This is a genomic window from Microbacterium yannicii PS01, from assembly GCF_000304335.1.
Lineage (GTDB): Bacteria > Actinomycetota > Actinomycetes > Actinomycetales > Microbacteriaceae > Microbacterium > Microbacterium yannicii_A.
The window spans coordinates 15850-31173 of sequence record NZ_CAJF01000022.1 but is presented as its reverse complement, the minus strand read 5'-3'; the positions used below and the strand labels follow the sequence as shown (position 1 = coordinate 31173).

The following is a 15324-nucleotide window of genomic DNA, read 5'->3' as shown; positions in this document are numbered from 1 at the left end:
TCCGCTTCTCTCGCTCTAAAGCATAGACCGCCATCTATGTTTTATGAGACGGGCGAAGATGAGGGCTGGATGAACAGTTCGGAAAGCAGGTCCCGGACGCGACGGTCGATGTCATCTCGGATGCCGCGGACGGTGGGGAGGGGTTTGTCGACGGGATCTTCGAGGTCCCAGTCCAGATAGGTGCGACCGGGGTAGACGGGACAGGCGTCGCCGCAACCCATGGTGATGACCACGTCCGCGGCCTTGACGGCATCGTCGGTGAGAGGCTTGGGGAATTCGCCACCGACCGATACGCCGATCTCGTCGAGCGCGGTCACGATGGCCGGTCGCACCGAGACGGCAGGGGCCGAACCGGCGGTGCGGACGATGACGCGGTCACCGGCAAGGTGGCGCAGGATCCCGGCGGCGAGTTGGGATCGGCCGGCGTTCTGGACGCAGACGAACAAGACCGTCGGGGTGCCGCCGTGATCGTCCCCGCGGGCGAGGTCGTCAAGCCGTGAGGCGGCGAACGCCGCAGTGCGGGACGCCAGCAACGGTGCGGTGCTGCCTGCAGCGAGGAGGTCGCGACTGTCGGCGATGTAGCGGGCGACGGTCTCCCGGTTGAACGTGCCGCGGTAGCGGGCGGCGAGGTCATCCGTGACCCGCTCCCAGTCCGGGTCTTGCTGACTCACGCCAGCGCCGCCGAGGAGCGAGTTGACGCGCTCCTGGTGGTCGGGGTGGACCGAGTACCAGACCCGGCGGCCGTCGCGTTCGCGGATCACGACACCTTCGGCGTGCAACGCGGCCATATGGTGACTGACCGTCGGCTGCCGCAGGCCGAGCTCGTCCGCCAGTTTCCCCACCAGAGCTCGCCGGTCAGGCGAGGCGCCGATCAGCTGCAGAATCCGGGCACGCGTCGGGTCCGCGACCACACTGAGCGCTGAGCCGGCGGTGCGAGAAGTCATAGACAGCAGTCTATGACTTCAGTGAGTGGACGGTCCCGTCAGGTCCATGCAGTGACGGCGTTGGCAACGACGCCCAGCGCATCAGTCCGCAACATGCCCGCCAGGCGGCGCCTCGGGAAGTTCTGCGTCGTCGTGGTCAGTCGGAGTGGCCGTTCGCCGGGGCGGAAACGGACAGATCAATGGCGTCGAGGTGGTTGATGATCGCCTTCGTCACCTCGCGCATCCGCGGGTACGGGAATGGGTGTCCGGCGTCTTCGAGCCAGAGCCCGTGGGCTGACGGGATGCCTGCGGCGAGCCGGTGACCGTGCTCGATCGGCAGAAACGCGTCGTGCTGTCCGTGGATAACGAGGGTGGGTGTCATGATCGTGCCCAGCAACGGGTCGCGAGAGCGTGTCACGGTAACGGCAGCCTGATGTTGCCGCAAAGCACGGAGGTTGATCCCACCACGCTCGCGGAGGTCGTAGAGAACGATCTTCGTCCACGCCTCCACATCGACAGGATCGTCCCCACCCTGCGCGATCAAGCCAGCGAGCAGCTCCTTCACGAGGTTCGTCTCACCGCCCAGAATGCGGTAACGCAGCAGTGGAAGACCCGCAATCGCAGACCTGATCAGCGACCACGTCCGCGGTCCGGGCATGGTGGTGTCGGTCGGGTCGGCGGAAGTCGACATCAGCGTGAGCGCTGGACACGTTCTGGGTACGCGATCGCGATCTCTTGGGCGATGAATCCTCCGAGGGAGAGCCCGACGACGTGAGTGCGGTCGATGCGGAGCTCGTCGAGGACGGCGACTCCATCGCGCGCCATGTCAATCAGCGAGTACGGATGCTGTCCGCTCCAGTTCGGCATCCGACTCGACGCACCGGTGCCGCGCTGGTCGTACCTGACCACCCGGTACCCCGCATCCGACAGTGCACGCAGGAACGCAGGTGGCCAGTACAGCGAGCTCGCACCGAGTGAGATATTCAGCAGAACGACACCTCTCTCGGCACCGACCGGGGGAATGCACTCGTACCAGATCGGGACGCCGCTGGACTGCGCATACCCCGTCTCGCCTACGACCACCCCGGTCACCGGGCCGGATCGAATGCGCGAGATGGTCTCCGCCGTGTCGCGCGGCAGACGCGGCCCTCGCAACGCAAGAACGGTGAGTCCGGCGAGCCCCAACCCTGCCGATGCCAGCACCACCCACTTCCTCATCGGCTCAGCATACGGACGAGTCGTCGCGTATGGCTTTGTCGATGATGCTCGCCAGCATTCGGCACTCGACGTCTATGCGGACCTCTTCGACGACGATCTGGACGCCGTTGCGGCCGCTCTCGATCGAGCCAAGCGCGCTACAGATGTTTGTCAAAGTGTTGTCACGAGAAAGGGATCGAGAGTCTTGATGACTCTCGATCCCTTGTCCCCACTGGTGCCCCCGACAGGAATCGAACCTGCGACCTTTGGTACCGGAAACCAACGCTCTATCCCCTGAGCTACGGAGGCGTGCCGATCGAGATTACCATCCCGGCGCACGCGATCCCGCCGGTCAGGGGGCGACGAGCTGCTCGTCGTGAGGCGCCTCGGCCACGACCTCCGGCTGCTCGCTCAACGCACGGATGGCCGCGGCGACGCGCCCGGCGAGGTACGCATGGCCCTCGGTGGACGGGTGATCGCGCCCGACCGGACCCGAGTCGATGACCTGCGCGTAGTTGGCGGTCGAGATCCAGTCGTCGCCCAGAGGCGAGACGTACCACCAGCCGCGCGCACCGGCCAGCTCCTGCAGGTCCGCGTCGATCCGCCGGGTGGCGTCTTCGACCGGCAGCACCTGGGGTGCCGGTCCGAGGATCACGATGCGGGCGTCGGGGTAGCGGGCCTCGAGCGCATTCCACGCGGCGGTCACGGCATCCCGATACCCGTCCGGATACAGTCGACGGTCGTTGATCGACCCTTCGAGGATCACCAGGTCGGGGTCGAGCGCCGGGTCGAGCTGTGCGATGCGCTCGCCGTACGCCGGCCCGTCGAGACCCGGCTTCAGGTAGCCGCTGCCGCGCACCCCGTCGACGATCGTCTCCCAGCCGAGCTCGCCGGCCAGTCGGTAGGCGAAACCGAGCGACGGAGACAACGCGGCGGAGCCGTAGACCCACGAGTCGCCGAACACCAGGACGCGAGCACCCTCGGGAAGGCTCAGCGCCGCCGGGGCGGTGACGGCAGCGCCGCCGTTCTCGGCGGCGACCGCGCCGACGGGCTCGAGCGCGGCTCCCGGTCGCAGCACGGCCACCAGGCACACGGCGGCCACGGCGAGCGCGGCACCCAGCAGGGGCAGGCCTCCCCACGCGCCATCGACTCGCCGTCGGCGCGTCGAGCGGAGCCACTGGGAGCGTGGGCCCAGTCGCCGTCCACGGAGGCGACCGGGCGCGTGCATGCATAGAGGGTAAGTCACTTCACCGCACGTCGCTGACACCCGGGCGCAAGGTGGGGAAAGACCGCGCAGATCCTGAGCCGGGACGGCAGGCTTGGAACCCGCCGAGAGTGATTCCACACCCGCGCGGGCAGTTCGCCGCGGCGTGCGAGGATGTCTCGGTGCAACGCGTGGTGACCGCCGAGATGGACCTCGACCTCGGGGGCTCCGTCGACCTCATCTTCCAGATCGCCGCGTCCCAGGCGGTGCCCGTCTCGAACGAGCGGCTCACCTTCACCCAGGGCGACCGTGTCTACACGCCGACCGAGATCGTCGACCAGTCCGGCAGCCGCCTGCACCGTCTGCAGGGCGAGGCCGGCCGGGTCGAGGTCCGCTACGAGGCGACCGTCGACGGACAGGTCGCGACCAGCCGCACCAGCGATCTCGAGGCGATCACCTATCTGCGCCCGAGCCGGTACTGCCAGTCGGATGAAGTGTTCCAGCAGGCCCGGCGCCAGTTCCGCGGCCTCTCGGGGCACGAACTCATCGCCGCCGTCTCCGAGTTCGTCTCATCGAGCACTACCTACACACCCGGGCTCAGTCAGGGCACCGACAGCGCGGTGACGACGCTCATGACCGGCCAGGGCGTCTGCCGCGACTACGCCCACGTCGTGATCGCGCTGCTGCGGGCGATGGACATGCCCGCGCGGTACGCCGCCTGCTACGCGCCGGGTCTGCAGCCCATGGATTTCCACGCCGTCGCCGAGGCGTATCTCGACGGCGCCTGGTACGTCATCGACGGGACGCGCCTGGCGAACCGCCGCTCGCTCGTGCGCATCGCGACGGGACGGGATGCCGCGGACTGCGCGTTCCTCAGCTATCACGGCGGGTACGTGGGCTTGCAGCGGCTGCGTGTGGACGCGTGGGTGGTGCCCGATGACGCGTCCCTGACCGGATTCGACGCGCAGCGCTCGGCGCTGCCCGACGTCGCCGACCCGGCGCTCGACGACTTCACGGCACTGATCCAGCTCGGCTGAGCGAGCCAGGGGCGCCGGCCCCGGCGAACTAGACTGGGGCGGTTATGAATCCCGATGCCCTCTCCGCCGCACTGCTCGCCGTCGTCGCCCCGCTCGCCGAGGCGCGACGACCGGGTTCGTCGGAGGGGCTGACCGCCGGCGACCTGCCGCTGGAGCGGCCCAAGAACCGCGATCACGGCGACTGGGCGTCCAATGCCGCCCTCAAGCTCGCCAAGGCCGTCGGTGCGAACCCCCGCGAGCTCGCGACCGAGATCGCCGCCGGCCTCGCCGAAGTCGACGGGATCGCGGGCGTCGAGGTCGCCGGGCCCGGCTTCATCAACATCCGGCTGGATGCCGCGGCCGCCGGCGCGCTGGCGAAGACGATCGTCGATGCCGGCGCCGCGTTCGGGACGAACGACTCGCAGCGGGGCAACACGATCAACCTCGAGTTCGTCAGCGCCAACCCGACCGGTCCGATGCACATCGGGCACACGCGGTGGGCGGCCCTCGGTGACTCGATGGCGCGCCTGCTGCTCGCGAGCGGGGCGACGCTGGTGCGCGAGTTCTACATCAACGACGCGGGCGCGCAGATGGAGCGCTTCGGGCGATCCGTGCTCGCGGCGATCAAGGGCGAGCCGACGCCCGAGGACGGGTACGCCGGCGCGTACATCGACGAGCTCGCTCGCCGGGTCGCCGCGGCACGGCCCGACATCGTGGATCTGGACGGCGTGGAGCAGGTCGAGGCCGCACGGGACCTCGCCTATGAGCTGCAGCTCGGCGAGCTGCAGGCGTCGCTCGAGAAGTTCAACGTGCACTTCGACGTGTGGTTCTCGGAGCGCACTCTGCACCGCAGGCCCGCCGACGGCGGCCCGAGCCTCGTCGACGAGGCCGTCGACCGGCTGCGCGCGCAGGGGCATGTCTTCGACGAGGAGGGTGCCGTCTGGGTGCGCACCACCGACTTCGGCGACGACAAGGACCGCGTCATCCGCCGCTCCAACGGCGAGTACACCTACTTCGCCGCCGACGCCGCGTACTACCTCAACAAGGGCGACCGCGGCTTCGCCCACAAGATCTACCTTCTCGGCGCCGACCACCACGGCTACGTCCACCGCCTGAAGGCTCTCGCCGGTGCTGCCGGCGATGACCCCGACAAGGACATCGAGGTGCTCATCGGGCAGCTGGTGTCGGTCAACGGCGCGCGGCTCAGCAAGCGCGCCGGAAACATCATCGAGCTCGACGACCTGCGCGACTGGATCGGCACCGATGCACTTCGGTACTCGCTCGCGCGGTACCCCGCCGACTCGCCCCTCACGCTGGACCCCGAGATCCTGCGCAAGCGCACGAACGACAACCCGGTCTTCTACGTGCAGTACGCCCACGCCCGGACGCACAACGTCGGTCGCAACGCCGAGGCGTCCGGCGTCGACCGCTCCGAGTTCGCGCCCGAGACCCTCACCCACGTGACCGAGTCGGCGCTGCTCGGGGCGCTTCAGGAGTTCCCTCGGGTCGTCGCCTTCGCCGCCGAGGTACGCGAGCCGCACCGCGTCGCCCGCTACCTCGAGGAGCTCGCCGGCCTGTACCACCGGTGGTACGACAACTGCCGCGTGATTCCGCTCGGCGACGAGACCGTCGAGGCGGTGCACCGGACGCGGTTGTGGCTCAACGACGCCACCGGTCAGGTGCTGCGCAACGGACTGACCCTGCTCGGCGTCGGCGCTCCCGAACGGATGTGAAGCGATGACCGCGGGCGACACGCAGCCGACTGAGCCCCTTCCGGACTGGGCGCGGCTCGAGGAGTCCGCCGAGCCGCCGCGTCGCCGGCGTCGCTGGGGGTGGATCGTCGCCCTCATCGTGGTGGTCGGGCTGGTCGTCGGCGCCTGGTTCGCGGCCGAGGCGATCGCCCGGCAGGTCGTGACCGGCATCGTGCAGGATCAGGTGCGCTCGCAGCTGTCGCTGCCCGCCGAGCAGCCGATCGACGTCGACATCCCCGGCGTCCTGATTCCGCAGCTCATCGGCGGCACGCTCGATCAGATCACGGTGTCATCGCCGGATGTCGTGATCCAGCAGTTCGAGGGCGATGTCTCGGTGACCGCGCGCGAGGTCCCGATCCGCAACGCGACCGCGATGAGCGGTGCCGACGCGGTCGTGCGCCTCGACGCGGAGCAGCTGCGCGCCCTCATGTCGACCGTCGAAGGCTTCCCCGCCGACAGCCTCGGCCTCGCGGCTCCGAACGTCACCATGGCCACCGATCTGCAGCTGTTCGGCATTTCGTTCCCGGTAGGGGCGGCCCTGACTCCGAGCGCGGTCGAGGGTGACATCGTCCTCACCCCGGCCTCGGTGCGCCTCGGCGAGAACGACGTCACCGCCGATGCGCTGCGCGAGCAGTTCGGCGACCTCGCAGGCACGGTGCTGCGGGACTGGACGGTCTGCATCGCGCAGTATCTGCCTTCGGGAGCGACACTGAGCGGGGTCGCCGTCGAGGGAGAAGAGCTCGTCGCCTCCTTCGACGTCGCCGGCGGCATCCTGTCGGATCCGGCTCTGCAGGCGAACGGCACGTGCGGATGAGCCGCCGTCGCCGAGCGTCACACGCCACGGGACCCCGATGCCAGGTGCCCTAGACTTCTAGCACCGCCGGGCGCGTGACCCCTCCGGTTCGCGGCCGTCGCATCCGGTGCGCAGCGCGCCCGTGATATCCGCGCCGTCCCGGACCCCGGACGGCTCCCCGCGTCGAAGCTCCCACCGATTGGCCCACCCGTGTCCGCCGACCCGCACTCCCGCCCCGTCGCACCGGCATGGCTGGTCGCCCCGCGCGACGCCAATCTGCTGTCTCCGGCGGTATGGCCCGAGAACGCCCGCCGTGCCGCCGACGGCGGGATCGAGCTGGGCGGTGTCCCGGCGAGCGAGCTGCGCACGCGTTTCGGCACCCCGCTCTACGTCCTCGACGAGGACCAGGTCCGCGCGACCGCGCGTCGCACCCTCGACGCGTTCCAGGCTGCAACGGCGGTGCACGGCGTGCGGGCGCGCGTCTATTACGCGGGCAAGGCGTTCCTGAGCACCGAAGTGGTGCGCTGGGTCACCGAAGAGGGTCTCGCCGTCGACGTGTGCACCGGTGGAGAGCTCGCGGTGGCGCTCGCCGCGGGGGCTGAGCCGGGCCGCCTCGGCTTCCACGGCAACAACAAGTCCGTGGCCGAGCTGGAGCGCGCCGTCGAGGTGGGCGTGGGGTCGATCGTCATCGACAGCCTCATCGAGATCGAGCGCCTCGCCGCCATCGTCGAACGGCGCGGCGCGACGCAGGCCGTGCTGCTGCGCGTGAACAGCGGCGTGCACGCCGAGACGCACGATTTCCTCGCCACGGCGCACGAGGACCAGAAGTTCGGCTTCACCCTCACGGATGCTGCGGCCGCCGTCGCCCGGATCCGCGAGCTCCCGGGCCTGCAGTTCGTCGGCCTGCACTGCCACATCGGGTCGCAGATCTTCGGCACGGCCGGCTTCGAGGAGTCCGCGGCTCGCATCGTCGAGCTGCACGCCGAGCTTCTCGAGGGCGGCGACCTGCCGGTGCTCAACCTCGGCGGCGGATTCGGCATCGCCTACACCTCGGTGGACGACCCGACGCCCATCGAGCAGCTCGCGGCCGGCATCGCCGACGCGGTCGCCCGGCAGTGCGAGGTGCGCGGCATCCCGATCCCGGATCTCGCGTTCGAACCGGGCCGCGCGATCGTCGGCCGCGCCGGCGTCACGCTGTACGAGGTCGGGACGACCAAGCCCGTGGCGCTCGGGGGCGGCGCCACTCGCCTGTACGTGAGCGTCGACGGCGGCATGAGCGACAATCCCCGCGCAGCCCTCTACGGTGCCCAGTACTCGGCGCGCATCGCCTCACGCTCCAGCGACGCCGAGCCGACGCTGGCGCGCGTCGTCGGCAAGCACTGCGAGTCGGGCGACATCGTGGTGGATGCCGAGTACCTTCCCGCCGACGTCTCCCCGGGCGACCTGCTCGCGGTGCCGGCCACCGGCGCGTACTGCTTCTCGCTCGCGAGCAACTACAACTACGTCCCCCGCCCGCCCGTGGTGGCGCTGCGCGGGGGAGAGGCGCGCGTGATCGTGCGCGGCGAGTCGGTCGACGACCTGCTCGCGCGCGACGCCGGCCCCGCCACGACCCCCAGGGAAGGGATCGCATGACCGACTACCGACGTCTTCGCGTCGCACTGCTCGGAGCCGGCTCGGTCGGCTCACAGGTCGCAGGGCTGCTCCAGCAGCATGCCGACGAGCTCGCCGATCGTGCGGGAGCCCGGCTCGAGCTGGTCGGGATCGCGGTGCGCGACGTCGACGCCCGGCGCGACGTCGAGCTGCCGCGGGAGCTGCTGACCACCGACGCCGAGCAGCTCATCGTGGGCGCCGACATCGTCATCGAGCTGATGGGCGGCATCGAGCCGGCCCGCACCTACGTGCTCGCGGCGATCAACTCCGGCGCCGATGTGGTCACGGGCAACAAGGCCCTCCTGGCGACCCATGGACCCGAGATCTTCGATGCCGCCGACCAGGTCGGCGCCGAGGTCTACTACGAGGCCGCTGCCGCGGGCGCGATCCCGATCATCCGCCCGCTGCGCGACTCGCTCGCCGGCGACCGCGTGCAGCGGATCATGGCGATCGTCAACGGCACCACCAACTACATCCTCGATCGGATGGACACCGAGGGCGCGGAGTTCGCCGACGTCCTCGCCGACGCGCAGCGCCTGGGCTACGCAGAGGCCGATCCGACGGCCGACGTCGAGGGCTTCGACGCGGCGCAGAAGGCCGCGATCCTGGCGAGCCTGGCGTTCCACACGGCCGTGCCGCTGGACGCGGTCCACCGCGAGGGCATCACGTCGATCGACAAGGCGATGATGGACTCGGCACGCCACGCCGGCTACGTCATCAAGCTTCTCGCCGTGTGCGAGCGACTCACCGGGGAGTCCGGGGATTCGATCTCGGTGCGGGTGTATCCGGCCCTCATCGACCGCGCGCACCCGCTGGCGAGCGTGCACGGCGCCAACAACGCCGTCTTCGTCCAGGCCGAGGCCGCGGGCAACCTCATGTTCTACGGCGCCGGGGCCGGCGGCGTGCAGACGGCGTCCGCCGTGCTGGGCGACGTCGTCTCGGCCGCGCGCCGGCACATCGCCGGCGGCGTGGGCGTCGGGGAGTCCACGCTCGCGAACCTGCCGGTCGTGCCGGTCGGTCGCGTCACGACGCGCTACCAGATCACCCTCGAGGTCGACGATCAGGCCGGTGTTCTGGCGACCGTCGCAGGAATCCTGAGCGAGGGTCGCGTCTCGATCGCGACACTCGAGCAGACCGTCGCCGGGGAGCACGCCGCGACGGCGCGGCTCGTCGTGGGCACGCACAAGGCATTGGAGCAGGACCTCAGCGAGACGGTCGACCGTCTCGCCGCGAGCGGCGTCGTCGAGCGCGTCGTCTCGGTCCTGCGTGTGGAAGGAGACTGACCGACATGGCAGCACACGTCTGGCGCGGAGTCCTGCGCGAATACGCCGACCGTCTGGGCGTCACCGACGCCTCGACCGTCGTCACCCTCGGCGAGGGCGGCACGCCGCTCCTTCCGGCACCGGCCCTGTCGCACCGCACCGGCGCCGACGTCTGGGTGAAGTTCGAGGGCATGAACCCGACCGGCTCGTTCAAGGACCGCGGCATGACCGTCGCCGTCTCGCGCGCGATCGAGCACGGCGCGAAGGCCGTCATCTGCGCCTCGACGGGCAACACGTCCGCCTCGGCGGCGGCCTATGCGGCGCACGCCGGAATCACCGCGGCCGTGCTGGTGCCCGAGGGCAAGATCGCCATGGGCAAGCTCAGCCAGGCCGTCGCGCACAACGGCCGGCTCATCCAGATCCGCGGCAACTTCGACGACTGCCTCGAGATCGCCCGGGAGCTGGCCGACAACTATCCGGTGCACCTCGTCAACTCGGTCAACCCCGACCGCATCGACGGGCAGAAGACGGCGGCCTATGAAGTCGTCGAGCAGCTCGGCGACGCGCCCGACTTCCACTTCATCCCGGTCGGCAACGCCGGCAACTACACGGCGTACACCCGCGGGTACCGCGAAGAGGCCGCGTCCGGCGTGTCGACGCGGGTGCCCCGCATGTTCGGCTTCCAGGCCGCGGGCTCGGCCCCGCTCGTGCGGGGCGAGGTCGTGAGGAACCCCGAGACGGTCGCCAGCGCGATCCGCATCGGCAACCCGGCGTCGTGGGAGCTCGCCCTCGAGGCGCGCGAGGCCACCGACGGCTGGTTCGGCGCCATCGACGACGACCGCATCCTGGCGGCGCAGAAGCTGCTCGCGGGCGAGGTCGGCATCTTCGTCGAGCCGGCCTCGGCGATCAGCGTCGCCGGCCTCCTCGACCGGGTCGAGCAGGGCGTCGTCCCCGCGGGCGCGCGCGTCGTGCTGACTGTCACCGGCCACGGCCTGAAGGACCCGCAGTGGGCGCTGCGGAACGCCGACGGCAGCCAGGTCGAGCCGACCGTGGTCGACGCCTCGACGTCGGACGTGGCATCGGTTCTCGATCTCGCACCCGTCCAGGCCACCACGTGAACGCAGCCGTCTCTCCGGCGCCGGGGCGACGGATCGTCGTGCGGGTGCCGGCGACGAGCGCGAATCTCGGCCCGGGCTTCGACACGCTCGGGCTCGCACTCAGCGTCTACGACGAGCTCGAGGTCACGACGCTCACCGAGGGATCGTTCGAGATCCACGTCGAGGGGGAGGGCGCCGACGACGTGCCCCGGGATGCCTCGCACCTCGTCGTGCGCGCCATCGCCTACGCGTACGAGTCGGTGGGGCGACGGATGCCGGGGCTGCGGCTCGTGGCGAAGAACGTCATCCCGCACGGGCGCGGGCTCGGTTCGTCCGGCGCCGCCGTGGTGTCGGGCCTGCTCGCGGCCAAGGGCCTGCTCGAAGGAGACGTCGAGTTCGGACCCGACGCGCTACTGCGCCTCGCGACCGAGCTGGAGGGTCACCCCGACAACGTCGCACCGGCGCTGTTCGGGGGTCTCACCATCGCGTGGGTCGACGAGGGCGCCCCGCAGCACAAGAAGCTGCTGGTGCACCGCGGCGTCTCGCCGCTGGTCTTCGTGCCCGAGTTCACCATGTCGACCAAGCTCGCCCGCAGTCTGCAGCCGCTGCAGGTGCCCCGAGAGGACGCCGTCTTCAACGTCTCGCGCTCGGCGCTGCTGATCGCCGCCCTCACGCAGAGTCCCGAGCTGCTGCAGGCGGCCACCGAAGACAAGCTGCATCAGAACTACCGTGCGAGCGCGATGCCCGAGACCGACGCGCTCGTGCGCGCACTGCGCGGAGCCGGATTCGCCGCGGTCGTCTCGGGCGCCGGACCGAGCGTCCTCGTGCTCGCCGACGGCCCCGGACGACGCCTCGAGGCGGCGGCGCTTGCGAGCACGGTGACCGACACCCCGTGGGAAGCCCTCATGCTCGCCGTCGACTTCAAGGGTGGTACAGTGAGGGAGTACGCGGAGGGTTCCACGTAAACACGTGAATCTGGCCTCCGTCGCAAATCTGCGAAACCACCGCACGGCCGCCGTGCCTGTAGACGGTCTCTGAGCACCATCTCGGTCCTTCACTCCGTCAACGGGTCTCTCGGCGGGTTCAGCAACCGGCCCTCGGCCGGGAATGAGCCGCCGAGCAGCCTGCGCCGTGCGATCGTGCACATTCCGTTCGTTTCACAAGGGAGAACTCGTGGAGTCCATCTCCGAGATCCACACCGACGCCGAGGCCGAAGAGCGCGTGGAAGCGCCTGACGCCCCCGAGAACGTCGAGACCACCGCCGCGTCCGAGGACGCCGGCACCCCGCAGCCCGAGGGCACCGAGCCCGCGGCGGCCGGCGAGGGCGATGGCCCCGTCGAAGCCGAGGCTGCCGCAGCAGAGCTCGACGCCGCTGAGGCCGAGTCCGCTGAGGCCGAGCCCGCCGCGACGCCTGCGGCCGACACCGACGAAGCCGCGCCTGCTGCCGAGGCCCCCGCCGAGCCGGCTGAGCCGGCCGAGCCCGCCGTCGAGGCTCCGGCCGAGCCCGCCGTCGAGGCTCCGGTCGAGGAGCCCGCTCCGGTCAAGGCGCCGCGCAAGCGCGCTCCGCGCCGTGCGAAGAGCACGGATGCCGCCGCGAAGGCCGCCGCCGAGACTGTCAGCGAGCCCACCCCCGAGGCTCCGGTCGATGCCGCGGCCGAGCAGGCCGCCGAGGTCGCTCCGGCAGCGGAGGAGCAGCCCGCAGCCGCCGCACCGGCCGAGGACGCGGCATCCGCGCCCGCCGAGGCCGCCGCCGACACCTCCGCGCCCGCCGACACGTCCGGCGAGACCGCCGAGTCGGGCGACCAGAACGCCGAGGGCGAAGGCGGCGAGACGCCGAGCCGCGGCCGTGGCCGCAGCCGCAGCCGCAGCCGCAACCGCAACCAGAGCGGCGGCGCCCAGAACGGCAGCCAGGGCGGCAACGCTCAGGGTGGCAACGCACAGGGTGGCCAGTCCGCTCAGGCGCAGCCCGCCGAGTCGACCAAGGCCGACAGCTCCGACGACGACCAGCCCCAGGGCAACGGTCGCAACCGTCAGCGCAACAAGCGCCGCGGCGCCCAGACGACCGACGAGTTCGACACCGAGATCGGCGAGGACGACGTCCTGATCCCGATCGCGGGCATCCTCGACGTGCTCGACAACTACGCGTTCGTCCGCACCACCGGCTACCTCCCGGGCCCGAGCGACGTCTACGTCTCGCTCGGCCAGGTCAAGAAGTACAACCTCCGCAAGGGCGACGCCGTCGTCGGCGCGATCAAGCAGCCGCGTGAGGGCGAGCAGTCGAGCCGTCAGAAGTACAACGCGCTGGTCAAGGTCGACGCCGTCAACGGCCTGTCGGTCGACGACGCAGCGACCCGTGTGGAATTCGGAAAGCTCACGCCGCTGTACCCGCAGGAGCGCCTGCGCCTCGAGACCGCACCCGAGAAGCTGACCCAGCGGATCATCGACCTGGTCGCGCCGATCGGCAAGGGCCAGCGCGGCCTCATCGTCGCCCCGCCCAAGGCGGGCAAGACGATCGTGCTGCAGCAGATCGCGAACGCCATCGCGACCAACAACCCCGAGGTCCACCTCATGGTCGTGCTGGTCGACGAGCGCCCCGAAGAGGTGACCGACATGCAGCGCACCGTCAAGGGCGAGGTCGTCGCGTCGACCTTCGATCGGCCCGCCGAGGATCACACCACGGTCGCCGAGCTCGCGATCGAGCGCGCCAAGCGCCTCGTCGAGCTCGGCCGCGACGTCGTCGTGCTGCTCGACTCGATCACGCGCCTCGGTCGCGCCTACAACATCTCGGCCCCGACCTCCGGTCGCGTGCTGACCGGCGGCGTCGACGCCTCGGCGCTGTACCCGCCCAAGCGCTTCTTCGGCGCGGCGCGCAACATCGAGAACGGCGGGTCGCTCACGATCCTCGCGACCGCACTGGTCGAGACCGGCTCCAAGATGGACGACGTCATCTTCGAGGAGTTCAAGGGTACCGGCAACAGCGAGCTGCGTCTCAGCCGGCAGCTCGCCGACAAGCGCATCTTCCCGGCCGTCGACGTGAACGCGTCGAGCACCCGCCGTGAAGAGATGCTGCTGTCGGCCGACGAGGTCAAGATCACCTGGAAGCTGCGTCGCGCCCTGGCGGGCCTCGACACCCAGCAGGCCCTCGAGGTCGTGCTGGGCAAGCTCAAGGAGACGCAGTCCAACGTCGAGTTCCTGGTGCAGATGCAGAAGTCGATCCCGGCTCCCGCAGCCGGGCACGGCGGTGGCCACAGCCACGCGCACGACAACAGCATCCGCTGAGCTCGTCGAAGCGTGAGCTTGTCGAAGCGCGATCCGGGGATGTTCGAGTCGGTCCGGGGACTGATCGAGGAGCATGCCGCCGTCCAGGCGGAGCTCTCCGATCCCGCGGTCCACGCCGACGCGGCGCGCGCCAAGCGCGTCAACCGGCGCTACGCCGAGCTGTCGCGGATCGTGAAGGCGCACGAGGACTGGGTCTCGGCATCCGACGATCTCGACGCCGCGCGCGAACTCGCCCGTGAGGACGAGGCCTTCGCCGAGGAGGTGCCGGGGCTCGAGGAGCGGCTCGCCGATGCCCAGGAGCGCCTGCGGCGCCTGCTCATCCCGCGCGATCCCGACGACGCGCGCGACGTGATCATGGAGATCAAGCAGGGGGAGGGCGGCGCCGAGAGTGCGCTGTTCGCCGCCGACCTGCTGCGCATGTACCTGCAGTACGCGGCGTCGAAGGGCTGGAAGACGGAGCTCCTGGAGCGCAACGAGTCCGACCTGGGCGGCTACAAGGACGTGCAGGTCGCGATCAAGGGATCGTCGAGCGACCCCGCGCAGGGCGTGTGGGCGCATCTGAAGTACGAAGGCGGCGTGCACCGCGTGCAGCGCGTGCCGGCGACCGAGTCGCAGGGCCGCATCCACACGTCGACCACGGGGGTGCTGGTCTTTCCCGAGGTCGATGAACCCGACGAGATCGAGATCAACCAGGCCGATCTGAAGATCGACGTGTTCCGCTCATCCGGCCCCGGCGGGCAGTCGGTCAACACGACCGACTCGGCGGTGCGCATCACGCACGTGCCGACGGGCATCGTCGTGTCGATGCAGAACGAGAAGTCGCAGCTGCAGAACCGGGAGGCCGGCATGCGCGTGCTGCGAGCCCGGCTGCTGGCGCGTCAGCAGGAGGAGCGGGATGCCGCAGCCTCCGACGCCCGCAAGTCGCAGATTCGCGGCATGGACCGGTCCGAACGCATCCGCACGTACAACTTCCCGGAGAACCGCATCGCCGATCACCGCACCGGCTACAAGGCGTACAACCTGGATCAGGTGATGGACGGTGCGCTCGAGCCCCTCATCGCGTCGGCGATCAGCGCCGACGAAGAGGCGCGGCTCGCGGCTCTCGGCTCGGACGACTGAGCCTCCTCGCCGCTCCCGCTACCGGACGCGCGG

The 15324-nt window shown here is 70.4% G+C and carries 13 protein-coding genes and 1 tRNA gene; 9 read left to right on the top strand and 5 right to left on the bottom strand.

Annotation, left to right across the window (positions count from 1 at the left end; genetic code table 11):
- Positions 1–41: 41 nt before the first annotated feature.
- The 5 genes from WYM_RS12910 to WYM_RS20210 form a co-directional block, all read right to left on the bottom strand.
- Positions 42–944 (bottom strand): metalloregulator ArsR/SmtB family transcription factor, encoded by a 903-nt coding sequence (locus WYM_RS12910; protein WP_083866231.1) that lies wholly within the window; start codon positions 942–944, stop codon positions 42–44.
- Positions 945–1080: 136 nt separating this feature from the next.
- Positions 1081–1614, bottom strand: coding sequence for an alpha/beta fold hydrolase (locus WYM_RS21160; RefSeq protein ID WP_019181260.1), 534 nt, complete (start codon positions 1612–1614; stop codon positions 1081–1083).
- The gene (locus WYM_RS20220; protein WP_083866230.1) at positions 1614–2141 is read right to left on the bottom strand and encodes an alpha/beta fold hydrolase; all 528 of its coding nucleotides are present in this window, start codon (positions 2139–2141) and stop codon (positions 1614–1616) included. Before WYM_RS20220 ends, WYM_RS21160 begins: the two co-directional genes overlap by 1 nt.
- A 212-nt stretch (positions 2142–2353) precedes the next feature.
- Positions 2354–2429: transfer RNA gene (locus WYM_RS12890), tRNA-Arg, on the bottom strand.
- A gap of 43 nt (positions 2430–2472) precedes the next feature.
- The gene (locus tag WYM_RS20210; RefSeq protein WP_083866229.1) at positions 2473–3348 is read right to left on the bottom strand and encodes an SGNH/GDSL hydrolase family protein; all 876 of its coding nucleotides are present in this window, start codon (positions 3346–3348) and stop codon (positions 2473–2475) included.
- Between the two features lie 158 nt (positions 3349–3506).
- Between WYM_RS20210 and WYM_RS12880 the strand changes: the two genes are divergently transcribed.
- The 9 genes from WYM_RS12880 to prfA all read left to right on the top strand — a co-directional run bounded on the left by WYM_RS12880 (position 3507) and on the right by prfA (position 15291).
- On the top strand, positions 3507–4361 hold the full coding sequence (locus WYM_RS12880) for a transglutaminase-like domain-containing protein (RefSeq protein WP_026059796.1): 855 nt from the start codon (positions 3507–3509) through the stop codon (positions 4359–4361).
- A gap of 44 nt (positions 4362–4405) precedes the next feature.
- Positions 4406–6073: an arginine--tRNA ligase gene (locus WYM_RS12875; protein ID WP_019181255.1), complete on the top strand. Its 1668-nt coding sequence runs from the start codon at positions 4406–4408 to the stop codon at positions 6071–6073.
- Positions 6074–6077: 4 nt separating this feature from the next.
- Entirely contained in the window at positions 6078–6905 is an 828-nt protein-coding gene (locus tag WYM_RS12870; protein ID WP_019181254.1) for a DUF2993 domain-containing protein, read from the top strand.
- Positions 6906–7094: 189 nt separating this feature from the next.
- Positions 7095–8516, top strand: coding sequence for a diaminopimelate decarboxylase (gene lysA / locus WYM_RS12865; protein WP_019181253.1), 1422 nt, complete (start codon positions 7095–7097; stop codon positions 8514–8516).
- Positions 8513–9817, top strand: coding sequence for a homoserine dehydrogenase (locus WYM_RS12860; RefSeq protein WP_019181252.1), 1305 nt, complete (start codon positions 8513–8515; stop codon positions 9815–9817). The genes lysA and WYM_RS12860 overlap by 4 nt, the downstream gene beginning before the upstream one ends.
- A gap of 5 nt (positions 9818–9822) precedes the next feature.
- Complete coding sequence (thrC, locus tag WYM_RS12855; RefSeq protein ID WP_019181251.1) at positions 9823–10914, top strand: threonine synthase; 1092 nt, start codon at positions 9823–9825, stop codon at positions 10912–10914.
- Positions 10911–11858, top strand: coding sequence for a homoserine kinase (gene thrB, locus WYM_RS12850; protein WP_019181250.1), 948 nt, complete (start codon positions 10911–10913; stop codon positions 11856–11858). Before thrC ends, thrB begins: the two co-directional genes overlap by 4 nt.
- A 208-nt stretch (positions 11859–12066) precedes the next feature.
- A complete protein-coding gene (rho, locus tag WYM_RS12845; protein ID WP_019181249.1) occupies positions 12067–14172 on the top strand; it encodes a transcription termination factor Rho in 2106 nt (701 codons plus the stop codon).
- Between the two features lie 39 nt (positions 14173–14211).
- Complete coding sequence (gene prfA, locus WYM_RS12840; RefSeq protein ID WP_019181248.1) at positions 14212–15291, top strand: peptide chain release factor 1; 1080 nt, start codon at positions 14212–14214, stop codon at positions 15289–15291.
- Positions 15292–15324: the final 33 nt, after the last annotated feature.

Coding starts and splice junctions, on each gene's coding strand:
- prfA (WP_019181248.1), top strand. CDS start 14,212: ATGTTCGAGTCGGTCCGGGGACTGATCGAGGAGCATGCCGCCGTCCAG.
- WYM_RS12870 (WP_019181254.1), top strand. CDS start 6,078: ATGACCGCGGGCGACACGCAGCCGACTGAGCCCCTTCCGGACTGGGCG.
- WYM_RS21160 (WP_019181260.1), bottom strand. CDS start 1,614: ATGTCGACTTCCGCCGACCCGACCGACACCACCATGCCCGGACCGCGG.
- WYM_RS12910 (WP_083866231.1), bottom strand. CDS start 944: ATGACTTCTCGCACCGCCGGCTCAGCGCTCAGTGTGGTCGCGGACCCG.
- WYM_RS20220 (WP_083866230.1), bottom strand. CDS start 2,141: ATGAGGAAGTGGGTGGTGCTGGCATCGGCAGGGTTGGGGCTCGCCGGA.
- WYM_RS12860 (WP_019181252.1), top strand. CDS start 8,513: ATGACCGACTACCGACGTCTTCGCGTCGCACTGCTCGGAGCCGGCTCG.
- WYM_RS12875 (WP_019181255.1), top strand. CDS start 4,406: ATGAATCCCGATGCCCTCTCCGCCGCACTGCTCGCCGTCGTCGCCCCG.
- thrC (WP_019181251.1), top strand. CDS start 9,823: ATGGCAGCACACGTCTGGCGCGGAGTCCTGCGCGAATACGCCGACCGT.
- WYM_RS20210 (WP_083866229.1), bottom strand. CDS start 3,348: ATGCACGCGCCCGGTCGCCTCCGTGGACGGCGACTGGGCCCACGCTCC.